The following is a 24,947-nucleotide window of genomic DNA, read 5'->3' as shown; positions in this document are numbered from 1 at the left end:
TGCTCCGTCATCCGGCCACCAGCCGGTCGACGTCCTCCGGCGGGAAGAGACCCAGCCGGTGCGCCACCGCCGCCGCCTCTCCCCTTCCTGAGACGCCGAGCTTGGCCAGAATGTTCGAGACGTGGACGCTGGCCGTCTTCGGGGAGATGAAGAGCTCCTCCGCGATCTGGCGGTTGGTGCGGCCGGCGGCGACCAGGCGCAGGACGTCGCGTTCCCGGCCGGTGAGGCCGAGGGCCTCGGCGGGGTCGGCGGGCCGCTGCTCCGGGACGCGGTTCAGGGTGAGGCGGGCGCGCTGGGCGAGCAGGGTGACGGCGTCGGCGAGCGGGCGGGCGCCGAGGTGCTCGGCCACGGCATGGGCCAGGCGCAGCAGTTCGGTGGAGCGGTCGCGCTCGTCGTCGCCGCCCGCTGCGAGGAGGACCTCGGCCAGACGGTGGCGTACGCGTGCGAGGTCGTAGGGGCGGTCCAGGCCTTCGAAGGAGGTGACCACGTCCGACCAGGTGTCGATGGTGTCGTGGCCCTCGACGCGGGCGAGTTCGGCGCGGACCCACTGCTCGTGGGCGAGCCAGATGGGGGCGTCGGTGGTGGTCTTCTTGGCGGCCTCGCGGAGCCGTTCGAGGACGTCGGCGCGGCCCTGGGCGGCGGCCGGCAGGGCGCGGGCGTCGGCCTCGGCGGTGGCGGCGGCGAGCAGCATGGGCCAGCCGTAGCGCTGGGTGCCGGGCGGGATGTCGGAAGCCAGGACGCGGGCGAGTTCGGCACGGGCGTCGAGGAGACGGCCCTCGCCGGCGGCCACGCCGATCGCGATGCGGGAGAGGAGAAGGGTGTGCTGAGGCATGGGATCGTGCGTGCCCAAGTAGCCGCGGGCGGCGGCCAGTTGGCGGGCGGCCTCGGGCAGGTCGCCACGGCCGAGGGCGACGTGTGCCAGGCACATGGCGCCACCGCCCCGGGGCTTGGCGCCGTGCCCCACGCGCAGGGCGCCCGCTGCGGCGTCGGCGGCGTCGTCCCAGCGGCCCAGGGAGTAGAGCGCCTCCGAGAGGTTGGCCCACACCCAGGCCTCGGAGTCCAGCTGGCCGAACTTCCTGGTGTAGACGAGGCCTTCCTCGAGGAGGGGCACGGCTTCCCGGGTACGGCCGACCGCGTCCAGTTCGGAGGGCAGATTGACGTAGGCGCGACCGGCGACGTACGAGACGCCCTCCTCCAGGGCCCGATCCTTGACCTCGTACATCTCGGCGAGCCCGGCCTCGGCGGAGCCGGCGTCGACCATGAGGCCGCCGAGGGTGAGGCGGGCGTTGAGTTCGATCTCGCGGGCGTCGACCATGCGCGCGTACTCGACGGCGCGCTCGGCGGCCGAGAGGGCGTCGGGGCCGGGTTCGTGGAGCATCGACCAGCTGGCGGCGTTGGCGAGCACCTCGGCGTGGACCTCGGAGGGTGGCAGGCCGCGGACCAGGTCCTGGGCGGTGGCGAGTTCCTTCCAGCCGTCGCCGCGGGCCTGGGCCTGTACGAGACGGGAGCGCTGGACCCAGAACCAGGCGGCGCGCAGAGGGTCGCCCTCGTCCTCCAGGAGGTGCAGTGCCCGCTTGGTGATCTTCAGGGCGCGCTCGCGCTCGCCGCTCAGCCGGCCCGCCACCGCCGCCTCGGCCATGAGGTCCAGGTAGCGCAGGGGTGTGGTGGCCGGATCGCAGCCGCAGGGGGGATAGACCTCGGTGTAGTCGATGGGGCGCAACTGGTCGCGTACGTCCTCGGGGGCGGTGTCCCACAGCTCCATCGCCCGTTCCAGAAGCCGCAGTTGCTCGCTGTAGGCGTGGCGGCAGCGGGCCTCGACGGAGGCGTCGAGGACGGCGGGGAGGGCCTTGGCGGCGTCGTGGGAGTGGTACCAGTAGCTGGCAAGGCGCATGACGCGTTCGTCGGCGGGGACGAGCGTCGGGTCGGCCTCCAGGGCCTCGGCGTAGCGGCGGTTGAGGCGGGAGCGCTCGCCGGGCAGCAGGTCGTCGCTGACGGCCTCGCGGACCAGGGAGTGGCGGAAGCGGTAGCCGTCGCCGGCGGGTGCGGCGAGCAGGATGTTGGCGTTGACGGCGGCCCGCAGGGCCTCGATGAGGTCGTCCTCGGCGAGCCGGGCGACGGCGGCGAGCAGCCGGTACTCGACGGTGGAGCCGCCCTCGGCGACGATCCGGGCGACCCGCTGGGCGCTCTCGGGCAGGCCCTCGACGCGGACCAGGAGCAGGTCGCGGAGGGAGTCGGTGAGGCCGGTGCCGCAGCCCTCGTGGGCGCAGACGGCGAGTTCCTCGACGAAGAAGGCGTTGCCGTCGGACCGTTCGAAGATCTCGTCGACCTGGCCGGGGTCCGGTTCGGCGGCGAGGATGCCGGCGATCTGGCGGCCGACCTCCTCGCGGTTGAAGCGGGCGAGTTCGACGCGGCGGACGGTGCGCAGCCGGTCGAGTTCGGCGAGCAGCGGGCGCAGCGGGTGGCGGCGGTGGATGTCGTCGGCGCGATAGGTGGCGAGCACGACGAGGCGGCCGGTGCGCAGGGTGCGGAAGAGGTAGGCGAGGAGGTGGCGGGTGGAGGCGTCGGCCCAGTGCAGGTCCTCCAGGGCGACGACGACGGTGCGGTCGGCGGCGACGCGCTCGAGGAGCCGGGCGGTGAGTTCGAAGAGGCGGGCCATGCCCTCCTCGTCGTGCCGTCCACCGGTGGACTCGCCCAACTCGGGCAGCAGCCGGGTGAGTTCCTCCTCCTGGCCGGCGGCCGCGGCGGCGAGTTCCTCGGGCAGTTCCCGGCGCAGGGCGCGCAGGGCGGTGGAGAAGGGGGCGAAGGGCAGGCCGTCGGCGCCTATCTCGACGCAGCCGCCGAGCGCGACGACTGCGCCCTCGCGGCAGGCGGCGGTGGCGAACTCCTCGACGAGCCGGGTCTTGCCGACCCCGGCCTCCCCGCCGATCAGCAACGCCTGCGGCTCGCCCGCGGCAGCGCGGGCGAGCGCGTCGTTCAGCGTCTCCAACTCTTCGGTGCGGCCGACGAACACGGGACTGACGGACCTGGTCTCCACGAGCCCGAGCATCGCACGGGGGTCCGACAGTGCGGCACCGGTTTTCGACGGGCCGGTGCTTCCCGGGAGGGCTCCCGAGCGCGCCGCTGCCCTCACCGCGGGGAGGTGCGGTGAGGGCGTGAGCGGGTTCTTCGTCCTGCGGTCCTTGTCCTGCCGAGGTCGGCCCTCCCCCGCGCGGCCGTCCTCCCGGACCCCGGTGTTCACGCGGCCCGGGACCGCAGCCGACGGAGGCGGTGGGTATGGGATTCGTCCTCGTCGGCACGGCGGACAGCGGCCTCACGGCGGGCGGCGCGGCGACCACGGAGGGCCTCGCGGGCCAGCCGCTCGCTCTCGGCCTGGCGGATCAGTTCGGCGGAACGGATCTGGGAGATCTCGTACTCGTACATGTCGTGTCCCTTGTGAGAGGCGGTTTTCCGGCTTCGCTTGTTGCGATGCCTCAACCTTCGTCTCCAAGGGGGGTGCGCCACATCGGGAGAGTTCCGCATCTTCGGGCGCTCTGGGGGCCTTAGATGTGCGGGAGGGGCCTCAGGAGCTCCGTAAGGTGCGTACGGATGCCCTAAGACCCCTCAGGACCTGCGGTGATTCAGCTGGTGGACGGCAGTCCGAGCAGGATGTCGGTGTACTTCAGGACGGCCAGGAGCAGGCCGATGACGCCGAGCGCGACACCGCCCCAGGCGACCGACTTGATCCAGGTGGCCTGCGGCTTTCCGGGGACGCCGAACGCGGGCCGGACGAGCACCACGACGCCGACGACCAGCGCGAGCAGCGCGAACAGGCCGCCCCACAGGGCGCTGGTCTGCCAGGCATCGCCGTAGACCTCCTTGACCTGCTTGGCGACGCTGGCGGTGGACGAGGTCTGCAGCTGGCCCACGAGGGTCTCGCGCGCGGCGGCCACGGTGCCGATCCAGCTGCCGGTCAGCGAGACGACGCCGAGCGCGGCGGAGACTACGGCGCCCGCACCCTGGCCGACGTCGGAGGAGCTCGCCTCCTCGTCCTCGGGGAGGGCAGGCGCTTCGTCCTCGACCACGTCCTCGGCGGCCTCGGCCTCGGCGTCGTCCGCCTTGGTCGCGGCCTCGGTCTCGGTCACCTCGTCGGCCTTGGTGACGTCCACCTTCTCCTCGTCGGTCGTGGCCTCGGCGCCCGCGGCACCGGTCTCGTCAACTGTCTTGGTTCCCATGTCCGGCACCGTACGGATCCTGTCTGAGAGGCGTCTTAATGATCGTTGTGTGCGGCACGCGCGCGTGCGTCACGCCATTCGGGGGCGAGGATCGACCACACCTCCAGGTCGTGCCGTACGCCACCATAGGGGTGCGCCTCCCGCCGGACTCCATCGCGGGTCATGCCCAGGCGCCGGGCGACGTTCAGGCTGGGTGTGTTGCCCGAGGCGGCGACCCATTCGATGCGGTGGATGCCGCGTTCCTCGACCGCCCAGTCGATGAGCACCCGCATCGCCCGGGTGATCAGCCCGCGTCCGGTCGCGGCGGGCTCCAGCCAGCAGCCGACCTCGGCGTTGCCGGTCTCCGCGTCGAAGTTCAGGGTGAGCACGCCGCCCACGAGCTTTCCGTCCAGCCAGATGCCGTGCACGGACGCGGTGTCGGCGGCGCGCATGTCGGCGTACCGCTGGAGCGTCTCCCGTGCGGAGGGCACGTCGACGGCCTTCGAGCCGAACGGGATGAACTGCCCGATGAACTCCCGCCCGCGCTCCAGATGTGCCAGGAACTCCTCGGCGTTCCACGGCTCCAGTGGACGCAGTTCGGCTCCGTCGTCACCCAGGGATATCGCGTACATCCTCTTCTTCCCGCCCCTTCGCCAGCACGTCCGCCACCTCGGCGTCCGTCGCCGCAGCCAGCCTTTCATGGGCGGCGCGGCACTCGGGCGGTTCGATGCTGATCCGGGGCAGGCGCGCATCGAGCCAGCGGGGCAGCCACCAGTTGGCGCCGCCGAGCATGTGCATGAGGGCCGGCACCAGCAGCGTACGGAGGACGAAGGCGTCGAGGGCGACGGCGGAGGCGAGCGCGATGCCGAACATGGCGATCACGCGGTCGCCGCTGAGGACGAAGGCGAGGAAGACCGAGATCATGATGACCGCGGCGGAGTTGATCACCCGGCTGGTCTCGGCGAGGCCGACGCGGACGGCGCGCCGGTTGTCGCCGGTCTCCAGCCACTCCTCGTACATCCGGCTGACCAGGAAGACCTGGTAGTCCATGGAGAGCCCGAAGAGGACCGACACCATGATCACGGGGAGGAAGGGCTCGATCGGCCCGGCGCGGCCGAGGCCCAGCAGCTCGCTGCCCCAGCCCCACTGGAAGATCGCGACGACGATGCCGAAGGCGGCGGCGACGGCGGCGACGTTCATCGCGGCGGCCTTCACCGGGATGCCGATGGACCGGAAGGCGAGCAGCAGAAGCAGACAGCCGAGGCCGATGACGACGCCGACGAACAGGGGCAGCTTGCCGACGATGACGTCGGCGAAGTCGTCGTAGCTGGCCGTCACGCCGCCGACGTGCAGGTCGAGCGAGGTGCCGGTCTCGGCGCGCGGCAGCACCTCGGTGCGCAGCCGGTCGACGAGGTCGCTGGTCTTCTGCGACTGGGGCGCCGACTCCGGGACGATCGTGAAGTACGCCGTGTCGCTGGCGCTGTTGTACGTCACCGGCGTCACCGACGCGACGCCCTCTGTGGTGCGGATGGTGGCGTCGAGGTTGTCGAGGGCGAGCTTGTCCTCGGCGCCGTCGACCTTGGTGACGAGGGTGAGAGGGCCGTTCACGCCGGGACCGAACCCGTCGGCAAGGAGGTCGTACGCCTGCCTGGTGGTGGACGACTTGGGGTCGTTGCCCTGGTCGGAGGTGCCCAGGTGGAGGGAGAGCGTCGGCAGCGCCAGGACAGTCATGACGACCAGGGCGACCACGCCGAGCACCTTGGGGTGCCGCTCCACGAAGGCCGACCAGCGGTGGGCGAACCCGGTCGGCAGCTCGGGCTGCGGCCCGTGCTCCTCCAGCCGCCGCCGCTCGCGCCGGCTCAGCGCACGCATGCCGATGAAGGACAGCAGAGCGGGCAGGAGCGTCACGGAGGCGGCGACCGTCAGGACGACGGTCAGGGAGGCGGCTATCGCGACGCCGTTGAGGAAGCTGAGCCTGAGGATCAGCATCCCGAGCAGGGCTATGCAAACGGTGGCACCTGCGAAGACTACGGCCCGTCCCGTCGTCGCTACGGCGTTCGTGACCGCCTCGGTGACGGACAGCCCGCGTTTCAGCCCGCGCCGGTGTCTGGTGACGATGAACAGCGCGTAGTCGATGCCGACGCCGAGCCCGATCAGCATGCCGAGCATGGGCGCGAAGTCGGCGACCGTCATCGCGTGCCCGAGCAGCACGATCGCGGCGTACGCGGTGCCGACGCTTACGAGCGCGGTCGCGATGGGCAGTACGGACGCGGCGAGCGAGCCGAAGGCGAGGAACAGCACGACGGCGGCGACGACCACGCCGACGATCTCGGCGACGTGCCCGCCCGACGACTCGGTGAGCCCGACGGCGCTGCCGCCCAGCTCCACCTGGAGCCCGTCGGTCTCGGCCGCCCTGGCGGCGTGGACTACGGCCTCGGCCTCGGACTTCTTGATGTCCTCGGCACGGTCCTCGAAGGTGATCGTGGCGTACGCCGTGTGCCCGTCGGCGCTGATCCGGCCCGTGCCCTGCCCGTGGTACGGGCCGGTCACGGCCGCCACCCCGGGCAGGTCCGCGATCTTGTCGAGGGTCTCGGTCATCGTCTGTTCGACGTCGGCGGCGCGGACGCTGCCCGACGTGGTGTGCCAGACAACGGTGTCGCTGTCGCCGCCGGATCCCGGGAAGCCCTCCTGCAGCAGCTGCATGGCGCGGCCCGACTCGGTGCCGGGAGCCTCGTAGTCGTTCGAGTACGCCGAGCCCGTGACCGCGGCGGCCGCGCTCACTCCGCCGAAGGCGAGGAGCCACAGCAGGACCGCGACGAGGCGGTGCCGAACACACCAGCGTGCAAGGGCTGCCACGAACGTGCTCCCAGGGGGGATTTGTGGATCTTTGACCGGGAACCGTCGTTCATGAGGTGAACAGCCCGCAAAGAACGCATGAGCAATGTGAAGACCACTCTTGCAGGCGAAAGTGATCGTTTAGCGCGTTCGTGCGTTTATTCACAGGAGTGGGAGGCAGATCACAGGACAGTAACGGTGACTCTGTCACCTCAGTCGAACTGGTCCCCCAGCGCCATCACCATCGCCCCGACGATCAGCAGCCACAGCGCCCGCCGCGTGCGCCCGCGGGAGCCGAGCACCGAGGCCAGCGCGCACACGAAGGCACCGAAGGCGTAAGCGCCGGGCACGAGGGCCGGGGCGGATCCGGTGAGGCGGAGCACCGACGCGGCCAGCCCGGCGAGGGCCAGCAGCGCCCCGGTCCCGGCCGCAGTCCAGCGGGCCCGCCGCGCGTCCTCGGCGGAGTCCACGACGTCCTGTATCTCGGAATCACCGCGTCCGTCCATGGCGGGCGAGCGTAGCGCGTCCCCCTGAGAAACCAGGTGCGGGACGTCCACCACGGCTGCTAGCTTCCGCGGGTCAGCCGTCCCCGGCGCCTCGCCGACGACCGAAGCGGGTGCATTGTTTGAAGGTCCGACCGAGCTCCTACGCATCTCTTTCCACTACGGAGGACTCAAGGAGCCCGTTCACCGATGTCCGACATCACATCCAGGACCTCGCACCACCTCACTGACCGCCTGACCCACCCCCGCTGGTCGCGCAGCAACCACTACGACGCCCGCTGGACGATCGAGAACCAGATGGGCCCGAACGCCCTGTGGCTGCTGGAGTGGCTGGCCCCCGCCCTCGGCCTCGACGCGCTGCGCCCCGGCGCCCGCGTCCTCGACCTCGGCTGCGGGCGCGCCATGACGTCCGTGTTCCTCGCCAAGGAGTACGACGTCCAGGTCGTCGCCGCCGACCTGTGGGTCAAGCCCGACGAGAACGCCGTACGCATCGCCGAGGCCGGTGTCGCCGACCGGGTGCTGCCGGTGTTCACGGAGGCGCACGACCTGCCGTTCGGCGAGGGCACGTTCGACGCGATCGTCTCCGTCGACGCGTACCAGTACTTCGGCACCAACGACCTCTATCTGCCCACCCTGACCCGGCTGTTGAAGCCGGGCGGCCGGATCGGGATCGTCGTGCCGGCCCTGCGCGAGGAGCCGACGGGCGACGAGCCGCCGGCGCATCTGAAGGAGTACTGGGAGAAGGATCCCGGTTTCTGGGCGTTCCACACCCCCGCCTGGTGGCGGCGACTGTGGACGCGCGGCACGGCCGTGGAGGTCGAGGCGGCCGACTGGCTGGACGACGGCTGGCGCGACTGGCTGCTGTGGAGCGAGGTGTGCGCCGAGGAGAGCTCCAGCGAGTTCATGGCGGACATGGCTCGCTGGTCGGTCGACCTGATGCACGCCGACGTGGAGCATGTGCTCGGCTTCGCGCGGGTCGTGGGACGCCGGAGGTAAGCAGGCGTACGGCCCCGCAGGCGTCGTAGGCAAGCGAACGGCCCCGGAGGTCATGCCTCCGGGGCCGTACTCAGTCTGTGGCGTCAGCCCTCGCTGACGCCCAGCTTCTCGAGGATCAGCTCCTTGACGCGGGCCGCGTCGGCCTGACCCCGGGTCGCCTTCATGACCGCGCCGACCAGGGCGCCGGCCGCGGCCACCTTGCCGCCGCGGATCTTGTCGGCGATGCCCGGGTTGCCGGCGATGGCCTCGTCGACCGCCGTGCCCAGCGCCGAGTCGTCGGAGACGACCTTCAGTCCGCGCTTGTCGACGACCTCGTCCGGGGTGCCTTCGCCCGCGAGGACGCCTTCGATGACCTGGCGGGCCAGCTTGTCGTTCAGGTCGCCCTTCGAGACCAGCTCGGTCACCCGGGCGACCTGCGCCGGGGTGATGGCCAGCTCGTCGAGCGCCTTGCCCGACTCGTTGGCGCTGCGCGCCAGTTCGCCCATCCACCACTTGCGGGCGGAGGCCGCGTCGGCGCCGGCGTCGATCGTGGCGACGATCGGGTCCAGCGCACCGGCGTTGAGGATCGCCTGCATCTCGGTGGCCGAGATGCCCCACTCCGCGAGGAGCCGGTTGCGGCGGACCAGCGGCAGCTCGGGCAGGGCGGCGCGGATCTCCTCGACCCACTCACGGGACGGGGCGACCGGCACCAGGTCCGGCTCCGGGAAGTACCGGTAGTCCTCGGCCTCTTCCTTCACGCGGCCCGAGGTCGTCGACCCGGTGTCCTCGTGGAAGTGCCGGGTCTCCTGGATGATCGTCCCGCCGCTGCTCAGCACGGCGGCGTGCCGCTGGATCTCGAAACGGGCCGCACGCTCCACGGACCGCAGCGAGTTGACGTTCTTCGTCTCGGAGCGCGTGCCGAACTTCTCGGTGCCGTTGGGGCGCAGCGACAGGTTCACGTCGCAGCGCATCTGCCCCATCTCCATGCGGGCCTCGGAGACACCGAGCGCCTTGATGACCTCGCGCAACTCACGGACGTACGCCTTCGCGACCTCGGGAGCGCGCTCGCCCGCGCCCTCGATCGGCTTCGTGACGATCTCGATGAGCGGGATGCCGGCGCGGTTGTAGTCGAGCAGCGAGTGCGAGGCGCCGTGGATACGACCCGTCGCGCCGCCCACATGGGTCGACTTGCCGGTGTCCTCCTCCATGTGGGCGCGCTCGATCTCCACGCGGAAGGTCTCGCCGTCCTCCAGCTGTACGTCGAGGTAGCCGTTGAAGGCGATCGGCTCGTCGTACTGGGAGGTCTGGAAGTTCTTCGGCATGTCCGGATAGAAGTAGTTCTTCCGGGCGAAGCGGCACCACTCGGCGATCTCGCAGTTCAGCGCGAGACCGATCTTGATCGCCGACTCGACGCCGGTCGCGTTGACGACCGGGAGCGAGCCGGGCAGGCCGAGGCAGGTGGGGCAGGTCTGCGTGTTGGCGTCCTGACCGAGTGCGGTCGAACAGCCGCAGAACATCTTGGTCTTGGTGCCGAGTTCGACATGGACCTCGAGGCCCATGACGGGGTCGTACGACGCGAGAGCGTCCTCGTACGACACCAGGTCGGTCGTGGTGGTCACGGTGAAACTTCCCTCTCAGCCCAGCAGGACGTCGTCGTCGCCCAGCCGCTTCAGCTCGCGGTACAGGATGGCGAGGCCGGTGACGACGGCGACGGCGGACACGGTGGCGTCGATCAGGACCAGCGTGTCCTGCTCGGCACGGGCCTTCTTGAGCCGCTTGGCGACACCGATGGCGCCGAACGCCGTGGTGGCGATGGACAGGTACGTACCGGACTTGGACTTCTTGAAGTCCTTCGCCTTGGACAGCTTGCTCACAGCGACGGTGCCTCCTCCAGGAGCGGGTGGCCCCACTTTTCCACGAAGGCGGCCTCGACGGCAGCGCCCACCTTGTACAGCCGGTCGTCCTTCAGGGCCGGGGCGATGATCTGCAGGCCGACCGGGAGGTTGTCCTCGGGGGCGAGACCGCAGGGCAGCGACATGGCCGCGTTGCCCGCCAGGTTGGTCGGGATGGTGCACAGGTCGGCCAGGTACATCGCCATCGGGTCGTCGGCACGCTCGCCGATGGGGAAGGCGGTGGTGGGAGTCGTCGGCGAAACGATGACATCCACCTGCTCGAAGGCCTTCTCGAAATCGCGCGTGATGAGCGTGCGGACCTTCTGGGCGGAGCCGTAGTAGGCGTCGTAGTAGCCGCTGGAGAGGGCGTAGGTGCCGAGCATGATGCGGCGCTTGACCTCGGGACCGAAGCCGGCCTCGCGGGTGATCGAGGTGACCTCCTCGGCTGAGTGCGTGCCGTCGTCGCCGGTACGCAGGCCGTAGCGCAGGCCGTCGAAGCGGGCGAGGTTGGAGGAGCACTCGGAGGGCGCGATCAGGTAGTACGCGGAGAGTGCGAGGTCGAAGCTCGGACAGTCCAGCTCCACGATCTCGGCGCCCAGCTCCTTCAGCAGCGCGACCGACTCGTCGAACCGCTGGATGACACCGGCCTGGTAGCCCTCGCCGCGGAACTGCTTGACGACACCGACGCGCATGCCCTCGACGCTGCCGTTGCGGGCGGCCTCGACGACCGGCGGGACCGGAGCGTCGATGGAGGTGGAGTCGAGCGGGTCGTGCCCGGCGATGACCTCGTGCAGCAGCGCCGCGTCCAGAACCGTACGGGCGCAGGGCCCGCCCTGGTCGAGGGAGGACGAGAACGCCACCATGCCGTAACGGGACACGGCCCCGTACGTCGGCTTCACGCCCACCGTGCCGGTGACGGCGGCCGGCTGGCGGATGGAACCGCCGGTGTCGGTGCCGATGGCGAGCGGGGCCTGGAAGGAGGCGAGCGCGGCGGACGAACCGCCGCCGGAGCCGCCGGGGATACGGGTGAGGTCCCACGGGTTGCCGGTGGGCCCGAAGGCGCTGTTCTCCGTCGACGACCCCATGGCGAACTCGTCCATGTTGGTCTTGCCGAGGATGACGACGTCGGCGGCCTTCAGCCTCTTGGTGAGGGTCGCGTCGTACGGCGGGATCCAGCCCTCGAGGATCTTCGAACCGACGGTCGTCGGGATGCCCTCGGTGGTGAAGATGTCCTTGAGCGCGAGCGGCACGCCGGCGAGAGGACCGAGCTTCTCCCCCTTGGCACGCTTCTCGTCGACGGCACGGGCCTGGGCCAGGGCGCCCTCGCGGTCGATGTGCAGGAAGGCGTGCACCTTCTCGTCGACGGCCTCGATACGGGCCAGATGGGCCTCGGTGACCTGCACGGCCGTGAGCTCGCCGGAGGCGATCTTCGCGGCGGTCTCGGCGGCCGTGAGCTTGATGATGTCCGTCATGGCGATTAGTCCTCCCCCAGGATCTGCGGCACCTTGAAACGCTGCTGCTCCTGGGCCGGGGCGCCGGAGAGCGCCTGCTCGGGGGTGAGCGACGGACGGACCTCGTCCGCCCGCATGACGTTCGTCAGCGGGAGCGGGTGCGAGGTCGGCGGTACGTCTTGGTCGGCGACCTCACTGACGCGTGCGACCGCGCCGATGATGTCGTCCAGCTGTCCCGCGAAGTGCTCGAGCTCTTCGGGCTTCAGCTCCAGACGCGCCAGCCGTGCGAGGTGGGCGACCTCCTCGCGCGTGATGCCAGGCATGCAGCGATCCTCTGGGGTGAGTGTGTGTGGTTTGGGCCCAATCCTAGGGGGCAGGGCGCGGTGGCCGTTAAACGGTTTCCCGGGCCCTGACGACGGAGGGGTCAGCGGCGGCCATCCCAGACCGCGCTTTTGAGGAAGTGGTTGTCGTAGAGGTCCTGCACCTCGAGGAGGCTCTCGGGGGTGACCTCGCCCAGGCGGATGCGCTGGAGATGGCGGAAGTACTCGAAGCGCTCCACTCCCGGTGTGATGACGATGAGGATGTCGGCGTCGGCGCCCGGCACGGCGGCGAAGGCGTGCGGTTTGCCCGGCGGAACGACGACCAGGTCACCCGGCTCGGCGGTGACGATGTCCTCGCCGGACAGGAGCTGGGCCGCGCCGTCGAGCATGAAGAACATCTCGGCCGAGTTGTTGTGCAGGTGCGGTCGGGCACCGTCGGCACCGTCCTTGAGAGTGACGCGCACGGTGGACAGGGCACCGCCGGAGGCGCTGCTGTCGGCCAGCAGCTTGACGCCGACGGGAGCTCCGCCGATCACCTCTGCCTCGGCGTCGCGGACGATCACGGAATCATTGAATTTCGGTACGAACAGCGACATCTCAGAACCCCCGGGTCTCGATCGTCGAGTCGATACGGATGCGATCAGGCCGCGAACAGCAGCCCGGCACTGATCAGCACGATCACGGCCGTGGCGAAGTGGATCCCGAAGGCAACGGCCTTCGTTCCGCCGTGGCGCAGCACTATCAGTGTGTCGAACAGCGGCACGAGTGCCACACAGACCATGAACCACGCCTCGGCACGGGCACCGGCGAAGGCCAGCAGGGCCAGACCGAGCACCCCGAAGGTGCCGTCGCGGAGCCCCTTGACCGAGAGATAGGCCCCGGCGTCGCCGTCCGGACGGGCGGGGACGCCGTAACCGGCGGCGGCAGGGGCCGGCTGGAACAGGAACCGGTAGCCGAGGAACACGCAGAAGAGGTCGAGCAGGACGGCCAGGGTGTACGCGGTGACGGTCATGGATCCCCTTGATGAATGAATCGCTAGCAACGCTAGGAACGAAATCGACGCTAACAGAGCATCGACAGACTGTCTAGCGCCGCTAGAATTCCTGCCATGGCGGTCCAGACGCGTCGGCAGCGCGAGCGACTGATCGTCACGGCCGCACGCGAACTGGCGGAGGGCGAGGGCTGGGACGCGGCGACGACACGTCAGCCGGCGGCGAAGGACACGCGGGGGCGCTCGCCGCGGTGGGGTCCGGCGCCGCTGAAGGAGGCGTTCGGTGAGCCGGCCCAGGCGGTGGCCCCGATCGCAGCCGAAGGCGAAGACCTCGGAGTGCTGACGGAGACGTACTGGCCTCTCCGCTTGGCCCGCACAGGTGGGCGGGTGGGTGGAGGTCAGTCGTCGGTGGCCGCCGCCGGGAGGGCCGCTCGGGGGCGCTGCCAGCCGCGGGAGCCCCGTGCCCGTAGCCACGCCGTCGTCTCCTCCGGCGGCATCGCCGCTGCGACCAGCCAGCCCTGTACGGCGTCGCAGCCCAGGTCCCGCAGGCGTTCCCAGGTCTCGTCGTCCTCGACGCCCTCGGCTACGACCAGCAGGCCGAGCGAGTGGGCGAGGTCGACCGTGCAGCGCACGATCTCCGCGTCCTCGGTGTCGACGGCCAGCCGGGCCACGAAGGAACGGTCGATCTTCAGCTCGCTCACCGGCAGTCGCCGTAGATGCACCAGCGAGGAGTACCCGGTGCCGAAGTCGTCCAGCGACATCTTCACGCCGTGCCCGGTCAGCCCGTTGAGGGTGTCCGCGGCGCGCTGCGGGTCCTCCAGGAGAACGTGTTCCGTTATCTCGAGTTGGAGCGCTCCCGCGGGCACTCCGTGCCGGGCCAGGCGCGCGGCCACGGAACCGGCGAAGCCGGGGGTGTGGACGTCGCGGGGGGAGACGTTGACCGCGACGGGGACGTACAGCCCCTGGGCCCGCCACGCGGCGACCTGGCCGAGGGCCGTCTCCAGCACGTACTCGGTCAGATGGGGCATCAGCCCCGAGGACTCGGCGATCGCTATGAACTCGTCCGGTGGCACCTTCCCGCGCTCGGGATGCACCCAGCGGACAAGGGCCTCCAGCCCGGCCACCTGCCCGTCGAAGCGGACCTTCGGCTGGTAGTGCAACTGCACCTCGTGCGCATCGAGCGCCCGGCGCAGATCGCCCAGCAGACCGAGCCGGTCCGGGGTGTTGGAGTCCCGCTTGGACTCGTACACCTCCACACCCGTACGGTCCCGCTTCGCCTGGTACATCGCCACGTCCGCCCGCCGCAGCAGCCCCTCGGCGTCCAGGGCGTGGTCCGGGAAGACGGCGACACCCGCGCTGGCCTCAAGGACGAGCGTGAGCCCGTCGAGGTCGAGCGGGGAGCTGAGCGCGGCCACGAGACCGCGGGCCACACGGGTCGCGGACGTCGTGGAGTCGGCGACCGGCAGTAAAACGGCGAACTCGTCGCCGCCGAGCCGCGCGGCCTCCGCTCCGCGCGGGAGCGCAAGGCGCAGCCGGTCGGCTATCTGCAGCAGGAGCCGGTCACCGGCGAGATGCCCGAGCGTGTCGTTGACCGAACGGAAGCGGTCCAGGTCGATCAGCATCAGCGCGGCGCGGGCGCCGATGCGCTCGGCGTCGTCCAGCGCGGTCCAGATGCGCTCCAGCAGCCACTGCCGGTTGGGCAGTCCGGTCAGCGGGTCGCGCAGCTGCTCCTCGGCCCGGGCGCGGGCTATCCACAGCGTGGAGTCGAGGGCGATCAGCGGGATGGCGAACAGCGGCAGCAGCACCGGCTGGGCCACGGCGACCACACACACCAGCGGGGCTATCCCGAGCAGCGCGACCGCCACCAGACCCTGTCTGACCAGTGCGGTGCGGGCGACGGTGGGCAGGCCGCCATGGCGCGGGGCGTGCAGATACCAGAGCAGGGTGCGGGTGACCAGGAGGTAGGCGGTGGCGACCAGCACCACCTCGGGGGCGGTGTAGAGGGTCCAGCTGTCGGGGTTCCAGGGATTCTCCACGGACGGCACGCGTCCGAAGGCGCCCAGCACGAGGGCCCCGGTGCCGATGCCCAGTATGTCCACCGAGCCCTGCAGCACCCCTTGGCGCCACCGGTTGCGGCGGGCTATGCCGACCAGCACCACGACGGTGAGGCTGACCATGCCCGCGGGCACCCAGCCGTACAGCATCAGGACGGCGAGGGTGAGGGCGGCGCCGGAGCCCGTGCCGCCCCACCAGCGGGAGCGGCCGAGCATGACCAGATGGCCGACGATGATGCCGGTCAGCACGGCCAGGGACCAGCCGACGGTGCCGGACGGGAAGAGCGCGTGCGTCCCGGTGAACGCCCGGTAGAAGCCGGCGCCGAGGACGAACCCGGCCGCCGCGACGACCGCCGCGGGCAGCGCGGGCCACGACACGTGCCGCTCCGTCTCGGCGCCCGGCAGGCCGGAGGAGTGGTCGGTGGTGAGGTGCGGGGCGCGGCCGTCCGTCGCGGTGTACTGTCCGGTGGCGCGCCCCTCCGCGCCCGGACGTTCCGCCCAGCGACTCGCCCGCCACGCGCCGGTGACCCGGCGCAGGCGCAGCCGTGAGTCCGGGGCGGCGCTCTCGGTCGGTTCCATTCCCGTCCCTCTCACAGCCGGCGGTGCCCACGCCACGCGGCCCGATGCCCGACAACCTTCAACGGCACCGCGTTTGGAAAACCCTTCCCCCTGCTCGCGAAGAGCAGGGGGATGCCCCAACCGCAGCTGGGCACGGCAGGTGCACATCTCAACAGTAGGCCGCAGAAGGCTTCCACGGGCACCGGTCGTCGACGGTTGCCCGATTGCAGCCCGGCCACCCGTATGCATCTGGTATGCGCCGAACGGGTGGCCTTCAACCGCTACTCCTCTGTGGGAAGCGCAACTTCTGCCGCCGCGTCCGGCCCCTGTTCCAGCAGGACGTTGAAGCCCTCCTCGTTCAGAACAGGCACCTTGAGCTGCATCGCCTTGTCATATTTGGAACCAGGATTGTCGCCCACCACAACGAAAGAAGTCTTCTTCGAAACAGAACCGGTCACTTTCGCTCCGCGGGTCTGCAGCTCCTCCTTGGCTCCGTCCCGCGTGAAGTGTTCGAGGGTGCCGGTGACGACGACCGTAAGCCCTTCCAGCGGACGGGGTCCTTCGTCCTCTCCGGAGCCCTCCTCCTCCATGCGGACGCCCGCGGCCCGCCACTTGCGGAGGATCTCCTGGTGCCACTCCTCGGCGAACCACTCCTTGAGGGAGGCGGCGATGATCCCGCCGACGCCGTCGGTGTTCGCCAGCTCCTCCTCCGTGGCCTGCTCGATGCGCTCGATCGACCGGAACTCGCGGGCCAGCGCCTCGGCGGCGACCGGGCCGACGTGACGGATCGACAGGCCGGTGAGGATGCGGGCGAGGGGGCGCTCCTTGGCCGCCGCGATGTTCTCCAGCATCGCGACCGCGTTCTTCTTGGGCTCGCCCTGCTGGTTGGCGAAGACCGTGGCGATCTTCTCCTCGCCGGTCTTCGGGTCGCGCTTGGGCAGGCCGCTGTCCTGGTCGAGGACGTACGCCTTGATGGGCAGCAGCTGCTCGATGGTGAGGTCGAAGAGGTCGCCCTCGTCCAGCAGCGGCGGGTCGGCGGGTTCCAGCGGTTTGGTGAGGGCCGCGGCGGCGACGTATCCGAAGTGCTCGATGTCGAGGGCCTTGCGGCCCGCCAGGTAGAACAGGCGCTCACGCAACTGGGCCGGGCAGGTGCGGGCGTTGGGGCAGCGCAGGTCGACGTCGCCCTCCTTCATCGGCCGCAGGGCCGTCTCGCACTCGGGGCACTCGGCCGGCATCACGAACTCGCGCTCGCTGCCGTCGCGCAGGTCGACGACCGGGCCGAGGATCTCCGGGATGACGTCACCGGCCTTGCGCAGCACCACCGTGTCGCCGATGAGAACGCCCTTGGCCTTGACGACGTCCTGGTTGTGCAGGGTGGCGAACTCGACCTCCGAGCCGGCCACCGTGACCGGCTCGACCTGGGCGTACGGCGTGACCCGGCCCGTACGGCCCACTCCCACACGGATGTTGATGAGCTTGGTGTTGACCTCCTCGGGCGCGTACTTGTACGCGATCGCCCAGCGCGGCGCGCGGGAGGTGGAACCGAGGCGCCCCTGGAGCGGGATTTCATCGAGCTTGACGACGACTCCGTCGATCTCGTGCTCCACGGAGTGGCGGTTCTCGCCGTAGTACGCGATGAACTCCCGTACGCCGTCGAGGCCGTCGACGACCTTGTTGTGCCGGGAGGTGGGCAACCCCCAGGTCTTGAGCAGGTCGTAGCCCTGGGAGAGGCGGGTGAGGCCCTCGAAGCCCTCCAGGGCGCCGATGCCGTGGACGACCATGTGGAGGGGGCGGGTGGCGGTGACGCGCGGGTCCTTCTGGCGCAGTGAACCCGCAGCCGCGTTGCGCGGGTTGGCGAAGGGCTTGTCGCCGGCCTCGACCAGGCGGGCGTTGAGCTCCTCGAACTTCTCCATCGGGAAGTAGACCTCGCCGCGGATCTCCACGAGGTCGGGGACGCGGTCGCCGCCCAGCCTGTCCGGAATCTCCGCGATCGTACGGACATTGGGGGTGATGTCCTCGCCCGTGCGGCCGTCGCCGCGGGTCGCCGCGCGGGTGAGGCGGCCGTGCTCGTAGGTGAGGTTGACGGCGAGGCCGTCGACCTTCAGCTCGCACAGGAGGTGGTAGTCGGGTCCGCCGACGTCCTTGGCGACGCGCTCCGCCCAGGCGGCCAACTCCTCGTCGCTGAAGGCGTTGTCGAGGGAGAGCATGCGTGAGCGGTGCTGCACCGCCGTGAACTCGGTCTCGTAAGCTCCGGCGACCTTCTGGGTCGGCGAGTCCGGGGTGCGCAGCTCGGGGTGCTCCTCCTCCAACGCCTCCAGGGAGCGCAGCAGCTTGTCGAAGTCCGCGTCGCTGATGACCGGAGCGTCGTTCACGTAGTACCGGAAGCGGTGCTCCTCGATCTGCTCAGCGAGCTGCGCGTGCTTCTCCCGTGCCTCGGCGGGCACCGTCGTCTCCGCTTGCTTTTCGCCGGCCACCGTATGTCCTCCCGTTACTCTGGGTTGTCCGCGAGGGATCTCGCCGCCCGGACGCAGTGGGCGAGTGCCTTGCGCGCGTAGTCGGGGGAGGCTCCCGCGAGTCCGCACGACGGCGTGATCGTGACCGCCTCCGCGAGAAGCCCCGGTTGCAGCCCCAGCCTGCGCCACAGCGTCCTGACACCCATGACGCTACCGGCAGGGTCTGACAATGGGCCGTCCGTGCTCGGCACGACACCGGCGAAGAGCCTCGTCCCCCCTTCCACCGCCTCGCCGATCGCGTCGTCGTCACGCTCGGTGAGGAGCGAGAAGTCGAAGGAGATCGCCGCCGCGCCCGCCCTGCGCAGGAGGGCGAACGGGACGTCCGGTGCGCAGGAGTGGACCACGGTGGGGCCGTCGCTGTGAACCCCGACGACGTCGCGGAGGGTGGCCTCGACGACCTGCCGGTCGACGGCGCGGTGGGTCCGATAGCCGCTGGCGGTCTTCACCTGTCCGCGGAGCACGGAGGTGAGGGACGGCTCGTCGAGCTGGAGGACGAGTTGCGCGCCGGGGATGCGGCGGTGCAGCTCGGCGAGGTGGAGGCGGAGCCCCTCGCCGAGCGAGGCGGCGAGGTCGCGGCAGGCGCCGGGGTCGCCGAGGGCGGCCTCGCCGTTCCTCAGCTCGAGACCGGCGGCGAGCGTCCAGGGCCCCACGGCCTGCACCTTGAGCGGGCCCTCGTACCCCTGCGTGAACTCCTCGAGGGCATCGAGGTCTTCGCCGAGCCAGGACCGGGCGCGCTTGGTGTCCCGGCCGGGGCGGTCGCCGATCCGCCAGCCGCTGGGCTCCACGCGCGCGTACAGCTCGACGAGCATCCCGGCGGTCCTGCCGATCATGTCCGCGCCGGGGCCCCGGGCGGGCAGCTCGGGCAGGAAGGGGAAGTCCTCGACAGCGCCGGTGGCGGTCTTGGCGGCCTCCCGGGCGTCGCCTCCTGGCAGAGAGCCGACGCCGGTGGCGGGACCGAAGCTGAACTGGCTGTTGTTGCTCACCCCGGAAGCGTACGTAACCTCCGGGGCGCGGCTTCACCTCATGCGAATTCCGTGCCGTTCCAGGAAGGCGACCAGCCCCGCCGGGTCCGCGACCTCCAGGTTGTTCCGGAAGCGGCCACGCTCCCAGGAGACGTCGGTCTCCCCGTGCACGCTGCCGCTGCCGATGAACTCGCCCTCCGCATCGAGCAGGGCGATGGTCAGGCCACCGTGACAGCGGCAGATGTCGTCCGCGAACTCACCGGCCGTGGTGAGGGAGCGCAGCTCGGCGAGAGCCTCCGGGTCGAAGACCTCGCCGCGGACCCTGCGCCCGGCTAGGGGTCCGCCATTGTCGCCGCCATCGAGGACGACCGCGGCCTCCGCGCGCTCCCAGACCTCGTCGAGCCAGGCCCGGACCACCTCGCCGCTCGCCCTGCTCCACCGCGCCGGCCCGGTCACTTTCCGGGCCGCACCGTCAGGTCGTTGACCTCCGCGTCCCGCGGCAGGTCCACGGCCATCAGGATCGTCGTGGCCACCGACTCCGGGTCGATCCACTTCGACGCGTCGTACTCCCTGCCCTCCTGCTGGTGGACCTTGGCCTGCATGGGGCTCGCCGTGCGGCCGGGGTAGACCGAGGTCACGCGGACGCCGTTGCCGTGTTCCTCGTGGCGCAGCGAGTCCGCCAGGGCCTTCAGGCCGTGCTTGGAGGCCGCGTAGGCGGACCAGTCGGCGTGGGCGTTCAGGCCCGCGCCGGAGTTGACGAAGACCACGTGGCCGCGGGCGGCGCGGAGTTGGGGCAGCAAGTGGCGGGTCAGCTCGGCGGGGGAGATCAGGTTGACGTTCAGCTGGTGGCGCCAGGTCTTCGGGGTCAGCTCCCCCACCGGCCCCAGGTCGACCACGCCCGCGATGTGCAACAGCGAGTCAACGCGGTCCGGGACCGACTGGTGCGAGAAGGCCCAGCTCAGCCTGTCCGGGTCGGCCAGGTCGCCCACCAGCGTCCTCGCCCCCGGGAACTCCGCCGCCAGCTCCTTCGCACGGCCCGCGTCGCGCGCGTGCAGCACGAGTTCGTCCCCGCGCGCGTGGAGGCGACGCGCGACGGCCGCGCCGATGCCGGAACCCGCCCCGGTGATCACATGTGTAGCCATGCCGCCATGCTCGCACCCGCCGGTGACTACTCCACGCCCTGGTTCTCCTCCAGATACGCCAGCGCGCCCACCGGCTCCTCGGCGAAGAACACCAGGTCGGACAGCGGACGGGGCAGGAATCCCTCGTCCTCCATGCGGCGGAACTGCTCCTTCAGGCCGTCGTAGAAGCCCGCGGTGTTCAGGAGCACCACCGGCTTGTCCGTGTGGCCGTGCTTCTTCAGTTCCAGGATCTCGGTGGCCTCGTCGAGCGTGCCCGTACCGCCCACCATGACCACCACCGCGTCGGCCTTCTCCAGCAGCAGCCTCTTGCGTTCGGCGAGGTCACGGGCGATCACCATCTCGTCCGCGCCCTGCCGCGCCTTTGCCGCCAGGAAGTCCACGGAGACCCCGCACAGGCGTCCTCCCGCCTCCTGCACGCCGTCGGCGACCACCTTCATCAACCCGACGTCCGAACCGCCCCAGACGAGCGTGTGCCCGCCTTTGCCCAGCAGTTTCGCGAAGTCGCGCGCGGGGCGCGTGTAGCGGTCGTCGAGGTCGGCGGCGGAGAGAAAGACGCAGATTCGCATGAGGTCACCGTACGCGGGAAGAACCGGGGGCCCGGGAACGCTTTTCCGGTATGGCAGACGGACACACGATCACCATCGAGCAAGTCGACCAGCGCGTGCGCGTGGTGCACGGCGACCAGATCCTGGCGGAGAGCGAACGGCCCCTCGTCCTCAAGGAAACGGGCTGTCCGCCGCGGTACTACCTCCCCGCCGACGACGTACGACTCGATCTGCTGACCCCTTCCGACACCCACACCTACTGCCCGTTCAAGGGCACGGCGTCCTACTGGTCGCTGCCGGGCGCGGCCGATCTGGTGTGGTCGTACCAGGAGCCCAAATCGGAAGTCGCCGAGATCAAGGGTCACCTCTGTTTCTACGACGTCGAGGTGCTGTGACCCGTACGACCGGTACGCCTCACTGATGATTTCCATGCCGTGGGGCAGTCTCCACGGCATGGACAAGCAGACCATTTCGCGCGACGGCACCTCCATCGCGTATCAACGCACCGGGCAGGGCCCGGCGGTCATCCTGGTGAGCGGCGCCATGTCGACGGGCGCCACGGTGGCACCCCTCGCCGGGCCCCTCTCCGGCCGCTTCAGCGTCATCTCCTACGACCGCCGCGGCCGCGGCGAGAGCGGTGACACCAAGCCCTACTCCGTCGACCGCGAGGTCGAGGACCTCGCGGCGCTCGTCGACGCGGCGGGCGGCGAGGCGTCGCTGTACGGCATCTCGTCGGGCGGCGCACTGGTCCTTCAGGCGGCGGCGAGCGGGCTGCCCGTCCGCCGGGCGGCCGTGTACGAGGTGCCGTTCGCCGTCTACGAGGGCGGCGCCAAGGAGCGCGCCGCGTACACCGAGCACCTCACCGAGGCGCTCGAACAGGGCCGGCCCGGGGACGCGGTCGAGCTGTTCCTCCGGCTCACCGGGCTGGCCGAGGAGATGATCCAGGGCGCCCGCCACTCCCCCATGTGGGCCGGAATGGAGTCGATCGCACCGAGTCTCGCCTACGACAACGCCGTCATGGGCGACGGTCTGGTGCCGCGGGACCGGCTGGCCGCGATCGAGGTGCCCGTCTTGTCGGTCGCGGGCGACGCGAGCCCCGCCTGGCTGCGCGAGGCCGCCCGGGCGGTGGCCGAAACGGCACCCCAGGGGACGTACCGGAGTCTGGAGGGTCAGACGCACATGGTGGATCCGAACGTCCTCGCGCCCGTGCTGGCGGAGTTCTTCGCGGCGGCTTAAGAACAAACCTTGAGCAGCCCGAGACCCTCCCGTAAGCAGTAGTCACATAAGATTCACAATCAACTCGCGCTTCGGCGGCGAGCCACCTTGTCCCCCGGCATTCCGGCTCGCTTGTGGAGCACGCCCCTTGAACACCCCGCACGCCCTGTCCGACGGCGGCATCCCCGCGGTCCCGCCGCAGCGCCGCCGCCGGGCCGACCCGCGCAAGGCCGTTTCCGGCCATGCCTATCCCGGGTTGCTTCCGGCCCCTCCCGACGACCGGGAGAAGATCTCGTACGTCCGGCGGCACACCTGGGTGCTGACCTGTTCCTCCCTCGTCGGCTTCGTCTGCCTGGTGATCAGTCAGGTGCGGGCGGCGGCGACCAGTGTGTGGATCTGGGCGTACGTCCCGCTTCTGCTGCTGTCCGTCGCGAGCTATCTGATCTCCTTCCGGCTGGACGCCTTCACCCCGAACTTCGACCTGCGCGGGCACCGCCGGCTGGTCAGGGCCTGGCGGCCCGAGCGGTATCCGGACGTGGACGTCTTCCTGCCGGTGTGCGGCGAGCCCATAGAGGTGCTGCACAACACCTGGCTGCACGTGCGCTCCCTGGCCGAGCACTACCCGGGCAGGGTCACCCCGATCGTGCTCGACGACTCCGACGACTCGGAGATCGGCGCGATGGCCGCCGACCTCGGCTTCCGGTACCTGGTGCGGCCCAACCGGGGATGGATGAAGAAGGCCGGCAATCTGCGGCACGGGTTCGAGCGGTCGTCGGGCGAGTTCATTCTCATCCTGGACGCCGACTTCGCCCCGCGCGCGGATCTGCTGCACGAACTCCTGCCGTACATGGACCGCGAACCGCGCACCGGCATCGTCCAGTCGCCGCAGTTCTTCCGGGTCCTGGACCAGCAGAACTGGATCGAGCGCGGGGCCGCGGCCGTGCAGGAGCTCTTCTACCGCAGCGTCCAGGTCTCCCGGCAGAAGAGCGACGGCTCGATCTGCGTCGGCTCCTGCGCGGTGTACCGGCGCAGCGCGCTCGCGGAGATCGGCGGGACCAGCCTGGTCGAGCACTCCGAGGACATGTACACGGGGTTCGAACTACGCGCGCGTGGATGGGATCTGACGTACGTCCCGCTCGCGCTGTCCACGGGCGTGTGCCCGGACACCGTCGGCGCGTTCTACAGCCAGCAGTACCGCTGGTGCATGGCCTCGCTCGCCATGCTGGGCAGCGGGGAGTTCTGGCGCACGAAGATGCGGTTCGCGAGCCGGTTGTGCTACTTGTCCGGTTTCGTCTACTACATCGAGACCGGACTGCTGACCTTCAGCGGCCCGCTCATCGCGCTCACGATCATGCTGGCAGCGCCCGAGCAGCTGAAGCTGGCGAACATCGGCCTGGTGCTGCCGAGCGTGGTCTACCTGACCGTGATCTACCCGATCTGGCACCGCAATCCGTACCGCCTGGAGGCCTGGGCCACCCGCATCCTGTACGGCTGGGCGCACGCCTTCGCCATCTGGGACACCGTGCGCCGCCGCCCGATGGGCTGGACGCCGACCGGGGCGGGCGGCGCCAAGGGCAGCAAGACGCGCCGCCTGTGGATCGGCATGTGGGCCTGGAGCGGCACCACGGCCGTGGCCTGGATCGCCGTCGCGGTCTGGCGGATGAGCACCTCGCTCAGCCCCTCCGACTACGCCCTGATGCTCGCCTCGGGCCTCTTCTACGGCGTCGCGGTCGCCCGCGCCCTCATCCAGCCGCATGCCGAGGAAGCCGTCGCCGTGGAACCGCTCGCCGAGGGGGCCGCCGCGTGACCGCCCCGCGCCGTCTGCTGCTCGCCCTCGTCGGCTGTCTGCTGGCCGCCGCCGTCGGTGCCTGTGCACCGCCCGCGCCGCAGGTTTCCTCGGCCGCGGCGACCGCCGAGGTGCCGACGCCGAGCACCGAACCGCCGTACGACATACGCCCGTTGCTCAAGCCCGACCACAAGTACCTCGGCGTCGCCTTCAACGGATCACCCCGTGCCACCGCGCCCGTGACGGCCTTCGCCGACAAGGCGGGGAAGCGGCCCAACCTCCGTGAGTACTACGCGAAGTGGGGCGATCCGTTCCAGCCGGACGTCAACCGGGCCGTGTGGGACGGCGGTCAGCTGCCCTTCCTGGTCTGGGAGCCCTTCTCCCGTACGGCCGCGCAGATCGCCGCGGGCCGGGACGACGCGTACATACGGGAGTTCGCCGACGCGGTGCGCGACTACAACCGGCCGCTCGCGCTGAGCTTCGGGCACGAGATGAACGGCGGCTGGTATCCCTGGGGCAGTAAGAAGACCAGGGCGGCCGACTTCGCGCGCGCGTGGCGGCACATCCACGACCTGTTCACGGACGAGGGCGCGGGCAACGTCATCTGGGTGTGGAGCCCGAACGTCATCAACCCGGTCCCGGACGTCCGGCTCGAGCCGTACTACCCGGGGGACGCCTACGTCGACTGGATCGGTGTCGTCGGCTACTACGCGCTGAGCGGCCCGACCACCTTCCGCACGCTCTTCGGGCCGACCCTGACCGAGATCCGCCGCTTCAGCCGCAAGCCGTTCATCATCGCGGAGACCGGTGTGCAGGCCGGCGAGAGCAAACCCACCGAGATCGCCGACCTGTTCGCGGGCGTACGCGCGCGTGCCGATGTCCTGGGCCTGGTCTGGTTCAACCTCAAGAAGGAGGCCGACTGGCGCATCGACAGCGGCCCGTTGTCGCTCGCCGCGTTCAAGAAGGCGGCGGCGGACGACTCCTTCGGCTTCGACGTCCGGAAACCGTAGGGGGC

Annotated in this window: 23 protein-coding genes; 5 read left to right on the top strand and 18 right to left on the bottom strand. The window is 70.6% G+C overall.

The genetic code is table 11. The features are described from left to right. Window positions 1-7: 7 nt before the first annotated feature. The 6 genes from ACFY1L_RS32795 to ACFY1L_RS32770 form a co-directional block, all read right to left on the bottom strand. Window positions 8-3,046, bottom strand: a complete 3,039-nt coding sequence (locus tag ACFY1L_RS32795; RefSeq protein ID WP_388832129.1) for an AAA family ATPase — start codon at window positions 3,044-3,046, stop codon at window positions 8-10. A 188-nt stretch (window positions 3,047-3,234) separates the two neighbouring features. Then, a complete protein-coding gene (locus ACFY1L_RS32790) occupies window positions 3,235-3,420 on the bottom strand; it encodes a hypothetical protein (protein WP_388832127.1) in 186 nt (61 codons plus the stop codon). A 197-nt stretch (window positions 3,421-3,617) separates the two neighbouring features. Next, window positions 3,618-4,211, bottom strand: a complete 594-nt coding sequence (locus tag ACFY1L_RS32785) for a hypothetical protein (protein ID WP_388832124.1) — start codon at window positions 4,209-4,211, stop codon at window positions 3,618-3,620. Between the two features lie 35 nt (window positions 4,212-4,246). Continuing rightward, window positions 4,247-4,822: a GNAT family N-acetyltransferase gene (locus tag ACFY1L_RS32780; protein WP_388832121.1), complete on the bottom strand. Its 576-nt coding sequence runs from the start codon at window positions 4,820-4,822 to the stop codon at window positions 4,247-4,249. Further along, window positions 4,800-7,046 carry an MMPL family transporter gene (locus ACFY1L_RS32775; protein ID WP_388832118.1) on the bottom strand — a complete coding sequence of 749 codons (2,247 nt, stop codon included), beginning with the start codon at window positions 7,044-7,046 and terminating at the stop codon, window positions 4,800-4,802. The genes ACFY1L_RS32780 and ACFY1L_RS32775 overlap by 23 nt, the downstream gene beginning before the upstream one ends. A gap of 191 nt (window positions 7,047-7,237) precedes the next feature. Next, window positions 7,238-7,531, bottom strand: coding sequence for a hypothetical protein (locus ACFY1L_RS32770; protein WP_388832116.1), 294 nt, complete (start codon window positions 7,529-7,531; stop codon window positions 7,238-7,240). Window positions 7,532-7,717: 186 nt separating this feature from the next. Between ACFY1L_RS32770 and ACFY1L_RS32765 the strand changes: the two genes are divergently transcribed. Further along, window positions 7,718-8,524: an SAM-dependent methyltransferase gene (locus tag ACFY1L_RS32765; RefSeq protein WP_388832113.1), complete on the top strand. Its 807-nt coding sequence runs from the start codon at window positions 7,718-7,720 to the stop codon at window positions 8,522-8,524. Between the two features lie 83 nt (window positions 8,525-8,607). Here the strand turns inward: ACFY1L_RS32765 and gatB are convergent, their stop codons facing one another. The 12 genes from gatB to ACFY1L_RS32705 all read right to left on the bottom strand — a co-directional run bounded on the left by gatB (window position 8,608) and on the right by ACFY1L_RS32705 (window position 20,952). After that, the gene (gatB, locus tag ACFY1L_RS32760; protein WP_388832110.1) at window positions 8,608-10,122 is read right to left on the bottom strand and encodes an Asp-tRNA(Asn)/Glu-tRNA(Gln) amidotransferase subunit GatB; all 1,515 of its coding nucleotides are present in this window, start codon (window positions 10,120-10,122) and stop codon (window positions 8,608-8,610) included. Between the two features lie 15 nt (window positions 10,123-10,137). Further along, entirely contained in the window at window positions 10,138-10,377 is a 240-nt protein-coding gene (locus ACFY1L_RS32755; RefSeq protein WP_361274129.1) for a hypothetical protein, read from the bottom strand. Then, window positions 10,374-11,867, bottom strand: a complete 1,494-nt coding sequence (gene gatA, locus ACFY1L_RS32750; protein WP_388832107.1) for an Asp-tRNA(Asn)/Glu-tRNA(Gln) amidotransferase subunit GatA — start codon at window positions 11,865-11,867, stop codon at window positions 10,374-10,376. The genes ACFY1L_RS32755 and gatA overlap by 4 nt, the downstream gene beginning before the upstream one ends. Before the next feature lie 5 nt (window positions 11,868-11,872). Then, window positions 11,873-12,169, bottom strand: a complete 297-nt coding sequence (gene gatC, locus ACFY1L_RS32745) for an Asp-tRNA(Asn)/Glu-tRNA(Gln) amidotransferase subunit GatC (protein ID WP_007384860.1) — start codon at window positions 12,167-12,169, stop codon at window positions 11,873-11,875. Window positions 12,170-12,270: 101 nt separating this feature from the next. After that, window positions 12,271-12,762, bottom strand: a complete 492-nt coding sequence (locus tag ACFY1L_RS32740; protein WP_388832104.1) for a cupin domain-containing protein — start codon at window positions 12,760-12,762, stop codon at window positions 12,271-12,273. A 44-nt stretch (window positions 12,763-12,806) separates the two neighbouring features. Continuing rightward, on the bottom strand, window positions 12,807-13,178 hold the full coding sequence (locus ACFY1L_RS32735; protein WP_388832101.1) for a DUF4267 domain-containing protein: 372 nt from the start codon (window positions 13,176-13,178) through the stop codon (window positions 12,807-12,809). Window positions 13,179-13,555: 377 nt separating this feature from the next. Continuing rightward, window positions 13,556-15,790 carry a putative bifunctional diguanylate cyclase/phosphodiesterase gene (locus tag ACFY1L_RS32730; RefSeq protein WP_388832099.1) on the bottom strand — a complete coding sequence of 745 codons (2,235 nt, stop codon included), beginning with the start codon at window positions 15,788-15,790 and terminating at the stop codon, window positions 13,556-13,558. A gap of 260 nt (window positions 15,791-16,050) precedes the next feature. Next, entirely contained in the window at window positions 16,051-18,243 is a 2,193-nt protein-coding gene (gene ligA, locus ACFY1L_RS32725) for an NAD-dependent DNA ligase LigA (RefSeq protein ID WP_388832096.1), read from the bottom strand. A 14-nt stretch (window positions 18,244-18,257) separates the two neighbouring features. Then, entirely contained in the window at window positions 18,258-19,265 is a 1,008-nt protein-coding gene (locus ACFY1L_RS32720) for a methionine synthase (RefSeq protein ID WP_388832093.1), read from the bottom strand. Window positions 19,266-19,298: 33 nt separating this feature from the next. Beyond that, window positions 19,299-19,700 (bottom strand): hypothetical protein, encoded by a 402-nt coding sequence (locus tag ACFY1L_RS32715; protein ID WP_388832090.1) that lies wholly within the window; start codon window positions 19,698-19,700, stop codon window positions 19,299-19,301. Next, window positions 19,697-20,386 carry an SDR family oxidoreductase gene (locus ACFY1L_RS32710; RefSeq protein WP_388832087.1) on the bottom strand — a complete coding sequence of 230 codons (690 nt, stop codon included), beginning with the start codon at window positions 20,384-20,386 and terminating at the stop codon, window positions 19,697-19,699. The genes ACFY1L_RS32715 and ACFY1L_RS32710 overlap by 4 nt, the downstream gene beginning before the upstream one ends. Window positions 20,387-20,412: 26 nt before the next feature. Next, window positions 20,413-20,952 carry a TIGR00730 family Rossman fold protein gene (locus ACFY1L_RS32705; protein WP_388832085.1) on the bottom strand — a complete coding sequence of 180 codons (540 nt, stop codon included), beginning with the start codon at window positions 20,950-20,952 and terminating at the stop codon, window positions 20,413-20,415. A 50-nt stretch (window positions 20,953-21,002) separates the two neighbouring features. Here ACFY1L_RS32705 and ACFY1L_RS32700 point away from each other — a divergent pair, with 50 nt between their 5' ends. The 4 genes from ACFY1L_RS32700 (at window position 21,003) to ACFY1L_RS32685 (ending at window position 24,942) form a co-directional block, all read left to right on the top strand. Beyond that, entirely contained in the window at window positions 21,003-21,326 is a 324-nt protein-coding gene (locus ACFY1L_RS32700; RefSeq protein WP_388832082.1) for a DUF427 domain-containing protein, read from the top strand. Between the two features lie 58 nt (window positions 21,327-21,384). Continuing rightward, complete coding sequence (locus tag ACFY1L_RS32695; protein WP_388832079.1) at window positions 21,385-22,167, top strand: alpha/beta fold hydrolase; 783 nt, start codon at window positions 21,385-21,387, stop codon at window positions 22,165-22,167. A 127-nt stretch (window positions 22,168-22,294) separates the two neighbouring features. Continuing rightward, complete coding sequence (locus ACFY1L_RS32690) at window positions 22,295-23,953, top strand: glycosyltransferase family 2 protein (RefSeq protein ID WP_388832076.1); 1,659 nt, start codon at window positions 22,295-22,297, stop codon at window positions 23,951-23,953. Then, window positions 23,950-24,942 (top strand): glycoside hydrolase family 26 protein, encoded by a 993-nt coding sequence (locus ACFY1L_RS32685; protein ID WP_388832073.1) that lies wholly within the window; start codon window positions 23,950-23,952, stop codon window positions 24,940-24,942. Before ACFY1L_RS32690 ends, ACFY1L_RS32685 begins: the two co-directional genes overlap by 4 nt. Window positions 24,943-24,947: the final 5 nt, after the last annotated feature.

Source organism: Streptomyces sp. NPDC001663 (assembly GCF_042893105.1).
Lineage (GTDB): Bacteria > Actinomycetota > Actinomycetes > Streptomycetales > Streptomycetaceae > Streptomyces.
Note: the sequence above shows the minus strand (reverse complement) of the source record. Positions and strands in the feature narration are given on the sequence as shown.

Bases quoted from the DNA above. Each gene is read 5' to 3' on its own strand.
- ACFY1L_RS32795 (WP_388832129.1), bottom strand. From the start codon at position 3,046: ATGCTCGGGCTCGTGGAGACCAGGTCCGTCAGTCCCGTGTTCGTCGGC.
- ACFY1L_RS32790 (WP_388832127.1), bottom strand. From the start codon at position 3,420: ATGTACGAGTACGAGATCTCCCAGATCCGTTCCGCCGAACTGATCCGC.
- ACFY1L_RS32785 (WP_388832124.1), bottom strand. From the start codon at position 4,211: ATGGGAACCAAGACAGTTGACGAGACCGGTGCCGCGGGCGCCGAGGCC.
- ACFY1L_RS32780 (WP_388832121.1), bottom strand. From the start codon at position 4,822: ATGTACGCGATATCCCTGGGTGACGACGGAGCCGAACTGCGTCCACTG.
- ACFY1L_RS32770 (WP_388832116.1), bottom strand. From the start codon at position 7,531: ATGGACGGACGCGGTGATTCCGAGATACAGGACGTCGTGGACTCCGCC.
- ACFY1L_RS32765 (WP_388832113.1), top strand. From the start codon at position 7,718: ATGTCCGACATCACATCCAGGACCTCGCACCACCTCACTGACCGCCTG.
- gatA (WP_388832107.1), bottom strand. From the start codon at position 11,867: ATGACGGACATCATCAAGCTCACGGCCGCCGAGACCGCCGCGAAGATC.
- gatC (WP_007384860.1), bottom strand. From the start codon at position 12,169: ATGCCTGGCATCACGCGCGAGGAGGTCGCCCACCTCGCACGGCTGGCG.
- ACFY1L_RS32740 (WP_388832104.1), bottom strand. From the start codon at position 12,762: ATGTCGCTGTTCGTACCGAAATTCAATGATTCCGTGATCGTCCGCGAC.
- ACFY1L_RS32735 (WP_388832101.1), bottom strand. From the start codon at position 13,178: ATGACCGTCACCGCGTACACCCTGGCCGTCCTGCTCGACCTCTTCTGC.
- ACFY1L_RS32730 (WP_388832099.1), bottom strand. From the start codon at position 15,790: ATGGAACCGACCGAGAGCGCCGCCCCGGACTCACGGCTGCGCCTGCGC.
- ACFY1L_RS32710 (WP_388832087.1), bottom strand. From the start codon at position 20,386: ATGGCTACACATGTGATCACCGGGGCGGGTTCCGGCATCGGCGCGGCC.
- ACFY1L_RS32705 (WP_388832085.1), bottom strand. From the start codon at position 20,952: ATGCGAATCTGCGTCTTTCTCTCCGCCGCCGACCTCGACGACCGCTAC.
- ACFY1L_RS32700 (WP_388832082.1), top strand. From the start codon at position 21,003: ATGGCAGACGGACACACGATCACCATCGAGCAAGTCGACCAGCGCGTG.
- ACFY1L_RS32695 (WP_388832079.1), top strand. From the start codon at position 21,385: ATGGACAAGCAGACCATTTCGCGCGACGGCACCTCCATCGCGTATCAA.